Origin of the sequence: Gracilibacillus orientalis, from assembly GCF_900114645.1 — a bacterium.
In the GTDB taxonomy this organism is placed as follows: Bacteria; Bacillota; Bacilli; order Bacillales; family Amphibacillaceae; genus Gracilibacillus; species Gracilibacillus orientalis.
Map to the genome: position 1 here is coordinate 242,952 of NZ_FOTR01000003.1, position 13,596 is coordinate 256,547.

Genomic DNA, 13,596 nt, shown 5'->3' on the forward strand with positions numbered 1-13,596 from the left:
CTCCTATAATAACGAGTAAACGAGTTGCTGTGTATATTCATGTTGCGGATCTTCCAATATTTGATCGGTTAAACCATTTTCAATAACTTCTCCATTTAACATTACAATTGAACGATCGGCTAGCATGCGTATCACAGCAAGATCGTGGGAAACAACTACCATACTTATATGCAGTTCACGCTGAATTTGTTTAATCAAATCCAATACACTCGCTTGAACGGATAAATCCAAACCTGTCGTCACTTCATCTAGAAACAAAATAGGTGGGTTATTCGAAAGAGCCTTCGCAATCTGAACGCGCTGTTGCATGCCACCAGAAAAGTATTGTGGTTCTTCTTTCATTCTTCTTAAGGGAATATGGACATTTTCCAGTAATTCTTTACTACGCTTTTCGATATTGCTAACATTGCGATTTCCTGCTGCGATCATTTTTTCGGCAATGTTGCCAATGGAAGAGAATTTCATTTTGAGTCCATCTACAGGATTTTGATACACCATTCCGTAGATGTAATTGCGAATATACCTTTTTTGTTGAGAAGAAAGGCTTAAAACATTTTGACCTGTTAATTCTGATTGATTAATATACACTGCTCCTGATGTCATGCTACTGTCAAAATAAAGCCCTTGGAGCATGGTTGACTTACCACTGCCACTCTCTCCAACGATCCCAAGTACTTCTCCAGGGTATAAGTCAAAGGAGACATCCCGAACAGCGTGTACGGTACCACACACGGTACAATAATTTTTTTCGAGATAAACACTTTCTTTATCAAAACAATGAGGACAGCCTTCACCAAATTGTTTTTGTAAATGTTTGACTTGTAAGATAGGCTTTTCATACATAACTGTTCTCCACCTCTACCTTCTCTTCACTATTCAACTGCTCCATACAATAGCTGGTATCATTGCATTGATGGGTTCTCTCTCCTGTATCTGGATCAATTATTTCATCAAGGAATACGTCTGTTGATCCACATAGCTTACATGCTTTTCCTTCAAATGATTCAACAGTAAAAGGGTAGTCATCAAATGCTAGTGATTCGACGCTCGTATATGGGGGAACAGCAAATATTTTCTTTTCCCTGCCTGCACCTAATAAAATTAATCCTTTGGATTGATGCATTTTCGGATTATCAAATCTCGGAATCGGACTTGGAGTCATCACATATCGGCCATTGACATATACAGGGTGTGAGGCTCCAGTAGACATTCTGCCAAATTTCATAATTTGCTCAAACAAAAGTAGCCATGCACCACTATAATCATCCTCCGCATGCATTCTTTTCGTCATATATTCTCTCGCATCCACTTTTCGGAGTGGCTCTGGATTTGGGACTTGTAATACGAGAATCTGATCCTCTTTTAATGCTTTCTCTGGAATGCGATGCCGGGATTGGATAATATCAGCTTCTTGTGTTTTTTCGGTAACCGAAACACCTGTCGTATGCTGTACCAGTTTTTTAATACTAACAGCATTTACAGATTCATCTGCACCCTGATCTATCACTTTTAATACATCATTTCTGCCGATAAGGGAAAGCGTCAATTGTAAACCACCAGTTCCCCAGCCTCTTGCTATCGGCATTTCTCTCGATGCGAAAGGAACCTGGTAACCTGGAATCGCCACCGCCTTTAATGTTGCTCTTCGTATCTCCTTCTTCGACCCTTCATCAAAAAAAGCAAAATGCGGTTTAGCTATCATTGGACTCTCCTCCTTTCTTAACTTGACGCACACTATCCAATTCTGACTGGAACGTAACGTAATGTGGCAGCTTCAAGTGAGAAATAAACCCAGTTGACTCAACCGAATCTATATGTAACAACACAAATTCTTCATCATGAGTTGGAAATTCACCATGTGGCTTTTGTAAACATTGATCCAATATACTCATGGCGATTGCTTTTGTTTCATTTTGTCCGAAACTGATGCCATAGCCTATTTCAAATTCCAATTCTTCTTTTTGGTTATTGTTCTTTACGGTGACAGGTACAAAAGATTCTACTTCAGTTAATTGCACATCACCGATATAAAATGAATCATCTTGCTCACTATCTTCTTCATATGGATGCTGTACGTGAATCGGAACAGAACCAACTCTAACTTCTCCAATAGTTGGATGCACTTGGCCATAACCACGTAAAGATGCATACCCTAAAGAAGTAACAGCACCAGTCTGACCTCTTGTCAAAACTTGCAACCTTTCACTTCGTCCAGTCGGAAATTGAATGCTTTCCTTCGTAATATCATTAGGAGGAGTGTCATCCAATGGATATCTTTCAAATAATCCTTCTGCACGTAGATAATCGACTACTTTCGGAAAAAACTGAAGATCCTTATCTGGATGGTCCGCTTTCATTCGTTCATGATATGTTCTTAACCAGTTTTGATTTTCTTCTTTGCTTTCTTTCACTAAATCAAAATCCAGTAACCGGTGGGCATAATCATTTGTAGAACCTAGCAGTTGACCTCCCGGAATATCTTTGAAGCTGGCAGAAACCCTTCTTTCGACAAACATATCCTCGGTATCTACCGTTTCACTGTAGTAATGACGAGGCAAAGTGGAGCGGTGAGCACGCAATAAGAAAACCGCTTCTTCCATGCTCCCTCTAGCTTGTTTGATAGCAAGAGCTGCTAAAAAAGGGGCATATAAGCTCGCTTCTGACATAACCTGATCTACTAAATGACGCATCGTTGCTAAAACGGTATTAATTTCAACTACTTCTGCTTCTTTTAAACGATCATATTTCAATCTGTCCAGTGACGCTTCAATCGCTTCTGTACCACCTTTTACTGCAACATATCCCATTAAACCACCTCCGTTATCGTTACAGCTGTTGTTCTTGGTATACAGGCAATCTGGCTTGAGAAATCAGCAAACACTAAATCAATACCTAATGGATACTCTTTCACCTTATCGTTCCTTCTTTGCCAAAAATCCTGTTGGATACCTGTCTGTAGTTGCTGGGTACCATTGATGCCAGGACCACTTAAAGAAAGTGCAGAGATATTAGACAATAGGCCACTTTCAATAATCCATGTCGCTGATTGTTGTGGATCATGGAGATTTCCAGTCTTACATTCTAGTAAAGCTTGATTCATTTGGTACTCTGGTGCATCCTGAAGTAATAAAATAAAATCCGCTTCGTCAACCGGTGCTATCCGTGACATGTTATAAGACGAGAGAATTTCTATTAATCTTGCTTTTTTCTCTTCACTTGCCACTACATGAAATGTCACTTCTGCATCTAAAACGGTTAATGCACATAAAAAGAAGGCATGATTACATGGGAGGTCATCTTCTAATTTTTCTGTGATATTGTTCAGGTTTGAAATACTTCCGGGTCTAGACATACTGTGTACAACTTTCCGGTAAACTTGCTGCAGATCATGAATTTGATCAATAACCATTTCTATCACCTCAGACAATGTATATTAAACTTCCATCGTTTCGAAATTAACTTTTGTTTTTAATATTTCGGCTTGTTCTTTCACTTTTTGTTGATGGATTTTTTCAGCTGCGGTTTCTAATTGTGTTTGCCATGTAGCCGTCACAGGTAAATCAGCTCGATAAGCTGCATCAATAATAGCCAGATGCTCGGCAAGCTCTTCTTTCATACCAATAACGATTCCTATTCCTATCGATTGATTCACCTCTATCTTGGCTTCAGTTACTAAAACTTCCCCAAGATAAAATAAAGATTTTTTGGCAGTTTCCCTCATTTTAATCATGGTCAATCCATAGTGAGGTTCTTCAATTTCACGATATTCGTAGTTTTGCATAACGCTCTCTGCCAGTTCTTTCGCTAGTGCGCCACCATCTTGAATCAATATTTCCGTTCGTTGTTTTCTCTTCATTTTCCTAAAACCTCCTCACACCTTCAGCATATCTTGTTGCCAAGTTATTGTCTTTACTATAATTGTTAAGATTCTGTAAAAAGATCAGGAATCTCTGCTAACATTGTATTTAAATTTATTACTACGGTATAAAACCTTTGTATGCTCTAATATCTTGGCAGAAGAGGCATCCACACAATTACTCTCAATCATAATCAGCGGCTCCATACTTTTACATGAAAGCAATTGTTGTTCCGTGAGTGTTGGAAAAGTAGCACTGAGCAAGCTATTTCGATTAATAAGTTCCGTGTACCCAAGTTGTCTGTAATAAGCAAACATCGATTGAATATGGGAGCCATCCTCTTGAATATCCGGAAATACCGTTTGATTAATATAAGACGTATGTATAGCAATCGGTTCCTCCTGAATAAAGCGTAATCTACTAATTTTATAGATATTATCTTCAGAATTCGCTGTTAATTGGTCATAAATTTGCTGATCAAATTCAATCCGTTCACAACAAATATTCTTTGTAATAAGCTGGTGCCCTGACTTTTTCATTTTGTCCGTAAAGCTAGACTTACCATTTAGATTCAACTCCACCTGGAATGACTCATTATTAATATATCTGCCAACACCTCGCCGGGAATAAATAAAGCCTCGCTCCTCCAGCTTGGCTAAAGTCCTGCGAACGGTAGTCCTCGGAACACGGTATTGATCGGCTAACTCATTTTCTGAAGGAAGTTTTTCGCCAACCTTAAACTTCTTTGCGATAATTTTCTGCATCAGATCATCTAGTATTTTTAACTCGATATCTACCGAAATTATCATTACCTCCCGTCGGTACGCTTCGTTCCATATTTAGACAAGAAACGTTCCATATTATTTAAATCCTGAAACCTTTCTTCCAACAATTCTCTTGACCAATCCCACCATGCTATTTCCTGTAATTGGGCAGCTTCTTCAACTGAAAAACGGTCTTTGATCCATTTCGCCGGTACTCCAGCTACCATTGTATAAGGTGCCACATCCTTCGTAACAATAGCTCCTGCTCCAACAACAGCTCCATTGCCGATTGTTATGCCAGGCATAATAATAGCATTATGACCAATCCAAACATCATGTCCAATATGGACTGGATAACTACGACGCCAATCAAAAAATTCATAATCATCTTCATCAGAAAATCCATAACGTGCCAGTCGATAGGTAGCATGGTGTTGTGTCACCCTCCAGGTAGGATGATTACCCGGGTTAATCCTGACGTGTGAAGCAATCGAGCAAAACTTTCCAATCGTTGCATAAATAATTTGGACATCACCAGCCGTATAACTGTAATCACCTATCTGTGATTCTATTATTTTGGATTGAGGGCCAACATCTGTCCAATCTCCTAGTGTAGTATCCGTAACGTTAGCGGTGTGGTGAATAACAGGATTCTTTGTTAATCTTTTCTTATCAGAATTTATGGACTGAGACATATCCTTTTTTCTCTCCTTAGCATTATTAAACTTTAAGCTTCAGACGATTACTGATCATCTCAACAGAAAAAATCATGACAAATATTACAATGGTAATAAACAAAGCACTATTAAAATCATAGGTTCTCATCGCACGTGTTAATTCCCATCCGATACCACCGGCACCTACTAAACCAAGAATAGTAGATTCTCCAATATCTATCTCCAAACGTAAAATAGTCCAGGATAACAGTGCCGTAAATACAGTAGGAATAACTCCTTGAGCAATGATTTGAAACCAGTTAGCACCAGCTGCCTTTAATGCCTCTATTTTTCCACCATCCATTTCCTCTACAGATTGAGCGAATACTTTAATTAACATCCCAAGGCTGTGGATAGCAATAGCCAGTACACCTGGTAAAGGTCCTAATCCTACTGCCACTATAAAAATAAGCGCCCAAACTATCGTTGGAATGACACGCATCAATGTAGCAAATCCTTTAATCGTTCTTGCAAACAGTTTATTCGTCGTTATATTCTCAGCTGCTAGAAATGCTAATACTAAAGAAATAACAACCGCAATTACCGTTCCTAAAATGGCGACTTGTAATGATTCTATCGCAGCTGGAATGACATATTGCCATTCACTAAAATCGGGCGGGAACATTTCCCCAAGCATTGTAAAAAACTCAATAGTACCTACCCACAAGTTAGTGTAATCGATATTCAACTGATAAAGGCTGAACACGAATAGTAATACGCCACAAATGACAATTATTTTTAAAAACCTGTCACCTTTTGGCTTTGCGATATCTTCTTTGTCACTCGACACCAGAGGATAAATATTTTGCTTCTCCTTTCCGATTTGCTGGCTCATATGATCCGCTCCCTTATCTTGCTAGTTAAAAACTCAGTAGAAAGAATCAGGATCAGTACTAAAATAATCGCCATACTAACTTCCTTATACTGAAAAAGCTTGATACCTTTCTGTATTGCGAAACCGATACCACCGCCACCTACCATGCCAATAATGGTCGAGGCACGGATATTTAACTCTAAGTTATATAACGACCATGCAACAAAACCTGGGAGGAATTGAGGGAAGACACCTTGGGCTAATATTTGAAAATAATTAGAACCAGTTGCATGGAGCGCTTCGATTTTTCCTGTATCGATTTCTTCTAACGTGTCTGCAAACACCCTCGTTAAAAACCCGATGGAACCAAGAATTAATGATAAAGTACCTACTGTCACACCAATACCATATGATGCCACTAGGATTAACGCCCAAATCAAGCCCGGAATATTACGGATAATCGAAGTGAATGCTCTTACTACTACCTGTATAACAGGATGTGGTGTTGTGGTGCTTGCAGCGAGAAAGGACAACACTAGTGCAATACCCGCTCCTATCACCATACCAACAAATCCCATATATAACGTTTCTAAAATAGCATCTAGCAAACTATTGGAAGCTGATACATCAGGTGGTAACAAATCCAGAAACACAAAGTTGCTAATTAACCCAATTCCAGAAAAAACTTCATAAAAGGAAAAGTCAGTACCAATCGCCGACCATACTGTCAATCCGCAGACAAAAACAAGGATTACTATTGTCTGAAGACGCTTTGTTTTTCTTATATCTTTTATTTCTCCCATTCACGATCACCTTTCCTTATTGGGCATTTACCAATGGTGGCTTTTTAGTATCATAAATTTCATCGATTACTTTGTCTGACAATTGTGAAGGGTGTCCATCAAAAATAATCTGACCATGCTGCATACCAATAATTCTAGTAGCATATTTAAGAGCTACGTCTACTTGATGCAAATTAACAATCGCTGTAAGCTGATCTTCTTGGCAAATATTATAGATATGATCCATGATATTTTTAGAAGAAGCAGGATCAAGGCTAGCAATTGGTTCATCTGCCAGAATAAGTCGAGGCATTTGCGCTAATGCCCGTGAGATACCAACACGTTGCATTTGTCCTCCACTCAACTCATCTGCTCTTTTGTACTTTTGTTGTTTCAGTCCTACTCTTTCCAGAATCGCCTCTGCTTCTTTAATATCCTTTTTATTAAAAATACCAAGTGATCCTTTGATTGTGTTGGTGTATCCCAAACGTCCATGCAAGACGTTATTTAGCACGCTTAAACGATCAATTAAATTAAAGTTTTGAAATACCATGCCAATCTCTCGTCGTATATGTTTTACTTGTTTAGACTTTGATTGGTTGACTTTCTCCCCTTTAAAAATGACATCTCCCTCAGTAGGTTCTACAAGAAGATTGATGCAACGCAGTAATGTACTTTTCCCTGCCCCGCTCGAACCGATTACCACAACAAATTCACCTGGATGTACATCAAAACTAGTATTACTTAGCGCAACAGTGCCATCGGGGTATACCTTCGTCAAATGTTCAATTTTCAATACCGGTTCCATTGATCTACTCCCCTTTCTCCAATTAGCAAATGATTAATTTAATAATTCTTCTGGGCTCATATTTAACGATTCTGCTGTATTACGGATAATATCATAGTCACTTTCCTCGACAGGAATATAGCTTGATTCTGCATCTCCTGCTTTCTCAAAAAACTCTTTATTGTCATAGTTGTAAACAAAATCTTGTATAGCTTCTACTAAGCTTTCAGGTAAATCTGCTCTATAACTAATTGGGCTTGATGGAATTGGGTCAGATTTAGCAATAATACGAAAATCTGATTCAGAAACCATGCCACCTTCAATAGCTCGTTCAACACAAGATGAGCAAACACCTGCTGCATCTGCATCTCCCGCTGCAATTGCAAGAATAGAATTATCATGACTTCCAGAGAAAGAAACACTTGAGAAATAGCTTTCCACTTCATCATTTGTTATTCCTAATCCTTCAATAAACATTGCTCTTGGAAATAAGTGACCGGAAGTTGATGCAGGATCGGCGAATAGTAAACTTTTTCCTTCTAATTCTTCTAGGGTTTGCACATCTGATTCATCTGGTACGACAACCCAACTGTTATAAGTAGCATCTTCTTCACTTTTAGCTCGTACTGCAAAAGGAATCGCATCGCTTCTTTCCTGTGCGATGATATAAGAAAATGGTCCAAAGCTTGCTAAGTCTAATTTTTTCGAACGCATTGCTTCGATTACTGCGTTGTAATCTTCTCCCTGAAACAGTTCCACTTCTATTCCTAATGCTTCCGACATATCCTCTACAAAAATGTTGTGCGCACGTGACAGTTCATCTTCTTCTCCTGGAAGTACACCGTAACTAATCTTTTTTGGCCAATCGTTTTCGTTCTCATCACCAGAAGCATTTGCATCGTTATTACAAGCTACTAATATTGAAAGCATGCTGATAAGTATCAATATCGACAAACTTTTCAGTACCTTTGTCCACTTTTTGTTCATTTTCGATTCCTCCTTAAGTGATTTTTATAATACACTCCCAAGATAACTTGGCACCATGAAGAAGATGTTAATAGCAGTTTAAGTTTTGTAAAGAAAAGATTTCACACAATGACTATGAATGCATAAGAAAAGCCGTGAGTATTACTTTCCAAGCATGTAATATGACAAAGTATGTGAAAGAAGCCAAAAAAAAATACTTATCAGTTTCATACCTGATAAGTATTTTCTATGACTGGAATACAAGATTATATTTTTCGTGAGACTCCACTGTCGATGGCTGCTTGAACTACTGCATCTCTTACGCGTTCTACTACCTTTTCATTAAACACACCTGGGATAATGTAATCCTCACTTAGTTCATCGGAATCAATGGTAGCTGCGATCGCTTCTGCTGCAGCTACTTTCATCTGCTCATTTATTGAAGAAGCCCTCGCATCCAATGCTCCTCTAAAAATACCAGGGAAACAAAGAAGATTATTGACTTGATTTGGATAATCGGACCTTCCTGTTGCCATTACTCTGACATGGTCACGAGCTATGTCTGGTGAAATCTCCGGGATTGGATTGGCTAAAGCAAAAACAATTGGATCTTTCGCCATATTCTTCAAATTCTCTTCCTGCAATATATCCCCTCTGGAAACACCAATAAAAATGTCCGCATTGTTCATCGCTTCAGAAAGTGAGGCATTCACTTTCTCTGGATTAGTGTGATTCGCATACCACTCCCACATTTTATTGTCATACTGATGATCACGAGTGATACTACCTTCTTTATCTACCCCAATTATATTTTCAGCACCTGCAGCTAGCAGCATTTTAGTTATGGCAATACCCGCTGCACCGATACCACAGACGACAATTTTACTTTCCTTTAATCTTTTTTTCGTAAGTTTTAAAGCATTTAATATACCTGCTAATACAACAATAGCTGTTCCATGCTGATCATCATGAAAAACCGGGATATCTAATTCCTGCCTCAGTGTCTCTTCAATTTCAAAGCACTGCGGTGATCCAATGTCTTCTAAATTAATTCCGCCGAACCCTGGACTGATCGCTTTAATGGTTCGAATAATCTCATCAGTATCCGTTGTGTCAAGGCAAATGGGATAGGCATTAATATCAGCAAATCGTTTAAACAACATTGCTTTTCCTTCCATAACAGGCATAGCTGCTTCTGGACTAATTTGACCTAACCCTAGTACAGCAGTACCGTCTGAAACAACCGCAACAGAATTACTTTTAATGGTTAAGTTATAGGCTAATAAAGGATTAGCATTGATCGCATTACAGACCCTCGCAACTTCCGGTGTATAAACATGAGAGAGTTGTTCTCTATTTTTTAAATCGATTTTTGGTTTTATATCGATCTTCCCGCCTAAATGGACAAGGAACGTTCGATCGGAAATATGCTTCACATATACTCCATCACTATCATTCAGAGCCTTTATCACCTTTAATTGCCCTGGCTCATCATTTACTTTAATCGTAATATCTCGGATCGTTTCCTCAGGTGTTTCTTTTTTTACGTCAATTGCCATTAGGTCTGCATCATTTTCATGAATAAGTGTTGCGATTTGACCGATATTTGCCTTTGCCTTTTCGATTTCCAGACGGATAATAATATGCATATTGGAACGCATAAGGATAGCCTCCTTTATTATGTTAGGTATACGTTACAGATATAAAATCTAACAATTAATCATCTAAATCTTGTTTAGAAGCTTTTGTAACATCTTGTTTTACATACTTTCCTATAACTGATGTATTTATTCCCTGTCTGACAGCCGTTTCAATCACCACGTATAAAATAGCAAATAGCAATAGTTTCATAATTAATTCCATTTCATCCCTCATGTATATTGTATTTCCTATGAAGCTTGATTTAAAACCAATTCTTTTCGACAAAATAAACAAACAAATAATTATTATGATTGAATATAAACAAACATCACATAATTTCGTTTGCTAGTTCGTTTGACAAATAGCAAACATTATATTAATATGTTGGTTGTTACTAAAACATTATCTGTTTTGGTTAGTTGCTAACGAAAGGAGTGTTCTGATTATGGAATTATCAGATATGTTCTGGAGTGCTTCCATAGAAGAATTAAAGAAAGGTTATGTCGAAGAGGAAAACTATTTTATATGTCTTCTTTGCGGGAAAGAAATTGAAAAAGGAATGGTATATTCCTTTCAAGATAATTTATATGAAGCGGAAAGATATATGCGTATTCACATTGGAAAGACGCATCAATCTGTTTTTGACTATTTAATTGACATGGATCGTAAACTTACTGGCATCACCGATCACCAAAAAAGTTTGTTACGCCTTTTCTATCAAGGAAAAAGTGACAAAGAAATTCAGAAGGATCTTGATATCGGTAGCACCTCTACCATCCGTCATCATCGTTTTGCCTTAAAAGAAAAGGAAAGACAAGCTAGAAATTTCTTAGCAATGATGGAGCTATTAAAAGAAAAAGACAAGCATGCACCTGCCTTTGTCCCTGTTCACCAATCCGCAACGATGGTAGATGACCGCTATAACATTACCGATGATGAGCGGGCAAAGATCGTGGAAAAGTTCTTTCCGGATGGAGTGGAAAACGGGTTAGCTAAATTTCCACCAAAGGAAAAACAAAGACTTGTCATCCTAAGGGAAATCGCCCAGCAATTAAACGATAATCATAAATATTCAGAAAAAGAAGTGAATCAGAAGCTTGAGCATTATTATAAGGATTATGTGTTGATTCGAAGATATTTAATCGACTATGGTCTCTTGGATAGAAAACAGGATGGTAGTCAGTATTGGGTGAAGCAACCATGAGCCACCCACACTGTTCCCGTGGTTAATTGTAATTCTCCATACGGATTTGAAGGGCGGATTACATCATGCCACCCTTCACTGATGGATATGGAAACATTTCACTGTCTTATTCTGAATAGTCTATAACAATTTGTTGCCAATAGTCATGATTACATGTCTGCAAATCTCCAAACACCAAAAATAGATATATGGCTAACAATGAATTGTTAGCCAATTTGGAAGGTTCTGGCTTGTTCAGTCGGGTTCTAATTATCCCCGCGGTTTGCCCTTATAAATAACAGTTGCTAACTCATTGCTAGCGTTCCTTCGTTTTTTCCTTGCTTCCACTCGTTCTTTTGCTGTCTCATGCAAATAAATCTCTTCCTCTGTCTCAGGAATAATACCTGGAACGGGAACTGGTTTACCTTCTTCATTTACGGCAACAAAAGTTAAAAAAGCAGTCGCGGCAATTTTGCGTTCTCCTGTTAGGAGGTTTTCTGCCAAAACTTTGATAAACACTTCCATGGAACTCGTACCTGTCCACGTAACAAAAGATTCTAAACAAACAGACTCACCAGTGCGAACCGGCGCTAAAAAGTCGACAGAGTCTGTTGAAGCAGTGACAACAGGGCTCCTCGAATGCCTCATTGCAGAAATCGATGCAATATCATCAATATAACTCATTAATTTCCCGCCAAAAAGTGTACCATGATTATTCGTATCAGGCGGGAATACATGACCGACTTTTACTGCATGGGTTTCTTTTACATAAGCTTCTTTCATACGATCACCTTTTTTCATTATTTTTTTATGGATCACTGATTCTCCACAACGGGCAATTTATTAAAATCAATCTGCAATAACTTTACCCAACATCTCAACGCCTTTCTTTATTTCCTTCAGGCCAGAATAACTAAAGGAAAGACGGAGCCACTCTTTGCCATCTTGTTCATTTAAGAAAAAATATTTCCCTGGTAAAAAGGACACACCTTGATCGAGAGCTTGTTGTAATAATGCCGAGGTGTCAGCCCCAGCCACATTCATCCAAACAAAGTAGCCTCCCTCCGGAACATACCAAGTGACGGATTTTGGCATGTTTTTTTCTAAAGCAGCAAGTAACACAGAACACCTCTCTTGGTAAGATATTCGCAATGTGTTAAGTCTATTATCAAAATTATTATTTCCCAGATATGTAGCCATAATCGCTTGTGCAAAGGGGTGATCTAAATCTTTTTTAAACCAATATAGTGAAGTAATTATTTCTTCTGTCGCAGCTACCCATCCTATTCGTAAACCAGGGGCTACCACCTTAGATAAAGAACCCACATGCAAGACACGATTTTCATGATCCATTGCCTTTAAAGTTACTGGCTGTTTTTCGAAATATAATTCACCATATGCATCATCCTCTAAAATGAGGAAGTCGTACCTGGAAGCAAGCTCCAACACATGCTTGCGGCGTTCTTCCGTCATCGTTGTTCCTGTTGGATTTTGAAAAGTTGGGATCGTATATAATATTTTTGGTAACGGAAGACCTTGTTCTTCTCTTTTTGCTAAGACTTTCTCTAATTCCTTTGTCTGCAGTCCCTGTTCATCGATTGGGATACTAATAAATTGATTCGTGTAATTCTGGAATACTTCTAGTGCTTCCATATACGTTGGCGCTTCTACCGCCACAACTGTTTGTTCATCTACAAAAACACGGGCAATCAAATTAATAGCCTGGCATGCACCTGCTGTAACCAACATCGCCTTTTCCGAGATGTGCATTCCTCTTTCAGATAACCTAGCCTGAATTTGTCCCTTTAGTTTATCCATTTTCGGCGTACCAAGATAATGCAGGGGTAAATCCTGTTCTTCGTTCAGTAATTGAACAACCGCCTCTTTTACCTGCTCAACTGGTACGAGGTCAGGTGCCGGAAACCCTGAACTAAGACGAATACACTGTTCTGGTATCTTCGGCATCCATTCACCTGGTGGGTCGTTTTTTAACGCATTCTTTATGTTTTCCGAATAAAAATTTTCAATACTCATGCTGATCATTCACCTTTCCTTGAGACAATAAGAAGCATTGGTAAGCAACCAA

General features: G+C 38.4%; 16 protein-coding genes. 1 reads left to right on the forward strand and 15 read right to left on the reverse strand.

What is annotated here, in order from left to right:
- Positions 1-3: 3 nt before the first annotated feature.
- The 13 genes from BM121_RS07190 to BM121_RS22005 form a co-directional block, all read right to left on the reverse strand.
- Complete coding sequence (locus tag BM121_RS07190) at positions 4-843, reverse strand: ATP-binding cassette domain-containing protein (RefSeq protein WP_091482798.1); 840 nt, start codon at positions 841-843, stop codon at positions 4-6.
- Complete coding sequence (locus tag BM121_RS07195) at positions 836-1,702, reverse strand: alpha-D-ribose 1-methylphosphonate 5-phosphate C-P-lyase PhnJ (RefSeq protein WP_091482799.1); 867 nt, start codon at positions 1,700-1,702, stop codon at positions 836-838. Before BM121_RS07195 ends, BM121_RS07190 begins: the two co-directional genes overlap by 8 nt.
- Entirely contained in the window at positions 1,692-2,807 is a 1,116-nt protein-coding gene (locus BM121_RS07200; RefSeq protein ID WP_091482801.1) for a carbon-phosphorus lyase complex subunit PhnI, read from the reverse strand. Before BM121_RS07200 ends, BM121_RS07195 begins: the two co-directional genes overlap by 11 nt.
- Positions 2,807-3,409, reverse strand: coding sequence for a phosphonate C-P lyase system protein PhnH (phnH, locus tag BM121_RS07205; protein WP_091482803.1), 603 nt, complete (start codon positions 3,407-3,409; stop codon positions 2,807-2,809). The genes BM121_RS07200 and phnH overlap by 1 nt, the downstream gene beginning before the upstream one ends.
- Positions 3,410-3,433: 24 nt before the next feature.
- Positions 3,434-3,856: a phosphonate C-P lyase system protein PhnG gene (gene phnG, locus BM121_RS07210; RefSeq protein ID WP_091482805.1), complete on the reverse strand. Its 423-nt coding sequence runs from the start codon at positions 3,854-3,856 to the stop codon at positions 3,434-3,436.
- Between the two features lie 84 nt (positions 3,857-3,940).
- Positions 3,941-4,666, reverse strand: coding sequence for a GntR family transcriptional regulator (locus tag BM121_RS07215; protein WP_245780758.1), 726 nt, complete (start codon positions 4,664-4,666; stop codon positions 3,941-3,943).
- Positions 4,666-5,316, reverse strand: a complete 651-nt coding sequence (locus BM121_RS07220; protein WP_091482807.1) for a DapH/DapD/GlmU-related protein — start codon at positions 5,314-5,316, stop codon at positions 4,666-4,668. Before BM121_RS07220 ends, BM121_RS07215 begins: the two co-directional genes overlap by 1 nt.
- A gap of 25 nt (positions 5,317-5,341) precedes the next feature.
- Complete coding sequence (gene phnE / locus BM121_RS07225) at positions 5,342-6,172, reverse strand: phosphonate ABC transporter, permease protein PhnE (RefSeq protein ID WP_091482809.1); 831 nt, start codon at positions 6,170-6,172, stop codon at positions 5,342-5,344.
- The gene (gene phnE / locus BM121_RS07230) at positions 6,169-6,954 is read right to left on the reverse strand and encodes a phosphonate ABC transporter, permease protein PhnE (protein ID WP_091482810.1); all 786 of its coding nucleotides are present in this window, start codon (positions 6,952-6,954) and stop codon (positions 6,169-6,171) included. The genes phnE (BM121_RS07225) and phnE (BM121_RS07230) overlap by 4 nt, the downstream gene beginning before the upstream one ends.
- A 16-nt stretch (positions 6,955-6,970) precedes the next feature.
- Positions 6,971-7,741 carry a phosphonate ABC transporter ATP-binding protein gene (phnC, locus tag BM121_RS07235; RefSeq protein ID WP_091482812.1) on the reverse strand — a complete coding sequence of 257 codons (771 nt, stop codon included), beginning with the start codon at positions 7,739-7,741 and terminating at the stop codon, positions 6,971-6,973.
- A gap of 33 nt (positions 7,742-7,774) precedes the next feature.
- Positions 7,775-8,707, reverse strand: coding sequence for a phosphate/phosphite/phosphonate ABC transporter substrate-binding protein (locus BM121_RS07240; protein WP_091482814.1), 933 nt, complete (start codon positions 8,705-8,707; stop codon positions 7,775-7,777).
- Positions 8,708-8,952: 245 nt separating this feature from the next.
- Positions 8,953-10,347 (reverse strand): NAD-dependent malic enzyme, encoded by a 1,395-nt coding sequence (locus BM121_RS07245; protein WP_091482815.1) that lies wholly within the window; start codon positions 10,345-10,347, stop codon positions 8,953-8,955.
- A gap of 55 nt (positions 10,348-10,402) precedes the next feature.
- A complete protein-coding gene (locus tag BM121_RS22005) occupies positions 10,403-10,561 on the reverse strand; it encodes a hypothetical protein (protein ID WP_217649312.1) in 159 nt (52 codons plus the stop codon).
- Between the two features lie 211 nt (positions 10,562-10,772).
- On the opposite strand from BM121_RS22005, the gene BM121_RS07250 reads away from it, so the two are divergent.
- A complete protein-coding gene (locus tag BM121_RS07250; RefSeq protein WP_091482817.1) occupies positions 10,773-11,531 on the forward strand; it encodes a DUF2087 domain-containing protein in 759 nt (252 codons plus the stop codon).
- 249 nt (positions 11,532-11,780) lie between these two features.
- On the opposite strand, the gene BM121_RS07255 is transcribed toward BM121_RS07250, so the two are convergent.
- Positions 11,781-12,293 carry an acyl-CoA thioesterase gene (locus BM121_RS07255; protein WP_091483167.1) on the reverse strand — a complete coding sequence of 171 codons (513 nt, stop codon included), beginning with the start codon at positions 12,291-12,293 and terminating at the stop codon, positions 11,781-11,783.
- A gap of 66 nt (positions 12,294-12,359) precedes the next feature.
- Positions 12,360-13,544: an aminotransferase-like domain-containing protein gene (locus tag BM121_RS07260; RefSeq protein WP_091482819.1), complete on the reverse strand. Its 1,185-nt coding sequence runs from the start codon at positions 13,542-13,544 to the stop codon at positions 12,360-12,362.
- Positions 13,545-13,596: the final 52 nt, after the last annotated feature.

What these genes read in the sequence shown, in the direction of transcription:
- BM121_RS22005 (WP_217649312.1), bottom strand. Translation starts at nt 10,561, where the DNA reads ATGAGGGATGAAATGGAATTAATTATGAAACTATTGCTATTTGCTATT.
- BM121_RS07260 (WP_091482819.1), bottom strand. Translation starts at nt 13,544, where the DNA reads ATGAGTATTGAAAATTTTTATTCGGAAAACATAAAGAATGCGTTAAAA.
- phnE (WP_091482809.1), bottom strand. Translation starts at nt 6,172, where the DNA reads ATGAGCCAGCAAATCGGAAAGGAGAAGCAAAATATTTATCCTCTGGTG.
- BM121_RS07250 (WP_091482817.1), top strand. Translation starts at nt 10,773, where the DNA reads ATGGAATTATCAGATATGTTCTGGAGTGCTTCCATAGAAGAATTAAAG.
- BM121_RS07240 (WP_091482814.1), bottom strand. Translation starts at nt 8,707, where the DNA reads ATGAACAAAAAGTGGACAAAGGTACTGAAAAGTTTGTCGATATTGATA.
- BM121_RS07190 (WP_091482798.1), bottom strand. Translation starts at nt 843, where the DNA reads ATGTATGAAAAGCCTATCTTACAAGTCAAACATTTACAAAAACAATTT.
- BM121_RS07215 (WP_245780758.1), bottom strand. Translation starts at nt 4,666, where the DNA reads ATGATAATTTCGGTAGATATCGAGTTAAAAATACTAGATGATCTGATG.
- phnE (WP_091482810.1), bottom strand. Translation starts at nt 6,954, where the DNA reads ATGGGAGAAATAAAAGATATAAGAAAAACAAAGCGTCTTCAGACAATA.
- BM121_RS07245 (WP_091482815.1), bottom strand. Translation starts at nt 10,347, where the DNA reads ATGCGTTCCAATATGCATATTATTATCCGTCTGGAAATCGAAAAGGCA.
- phnG (WP_091482805.1), bottom strand. Translation starts at nt 3,856, where the DNA reads ATGAAGAGAAAACAACGAACGGAAATATTGATTCAAGATGGTGGCGCA.
- BM121_RS07200 (WP_091482801.1), bottom strand. Translation starts at nt 2,807, where the DNA reads ATGGGATATGTTGCAGTAAAAGGTGGTACAGAAGCGATTGAAGCGTCA.
- phnC (WP_091482812.1), bottom strand. Translation starts at nt 7,741, where the DNA reads ATGGAACCGGTATTGAAAATTGAACATTTGACGAAGGTATACCCCGAT.
- BM121_RS07220 (WP_091482807.1), bottom strand. Translation starts at nt 5,316, where the DNA reads ATGTCTCAGTCCATAAATTCTGATAAGAAAAGATTAACAAAGAATCCT.
- BM121_RS07195 (WP_091482799.1), bottom strand. Translation starts at nt 1,702, where the DNA reads ATGATAGCTAAACCGCATTTTGCTTTTTTTGATGAAGGGTCGAAGAAG.
- BM121_RS07255 (WP_091483167.1), bottom strand. Translation starts at nt 12,293, where the DNA reads ATGAAAGAAGCTTATGTAAAAGAAACCCATGCAGTAAAAGTCGGTCAT.
- phnH (WP_091482803.1), bottom strand. Translation starts at nt 3,409, where the DNA reads ATGGTTATTGATCAAATTCATGATCTGCAGCAAGTTTACCGGAAAGTT.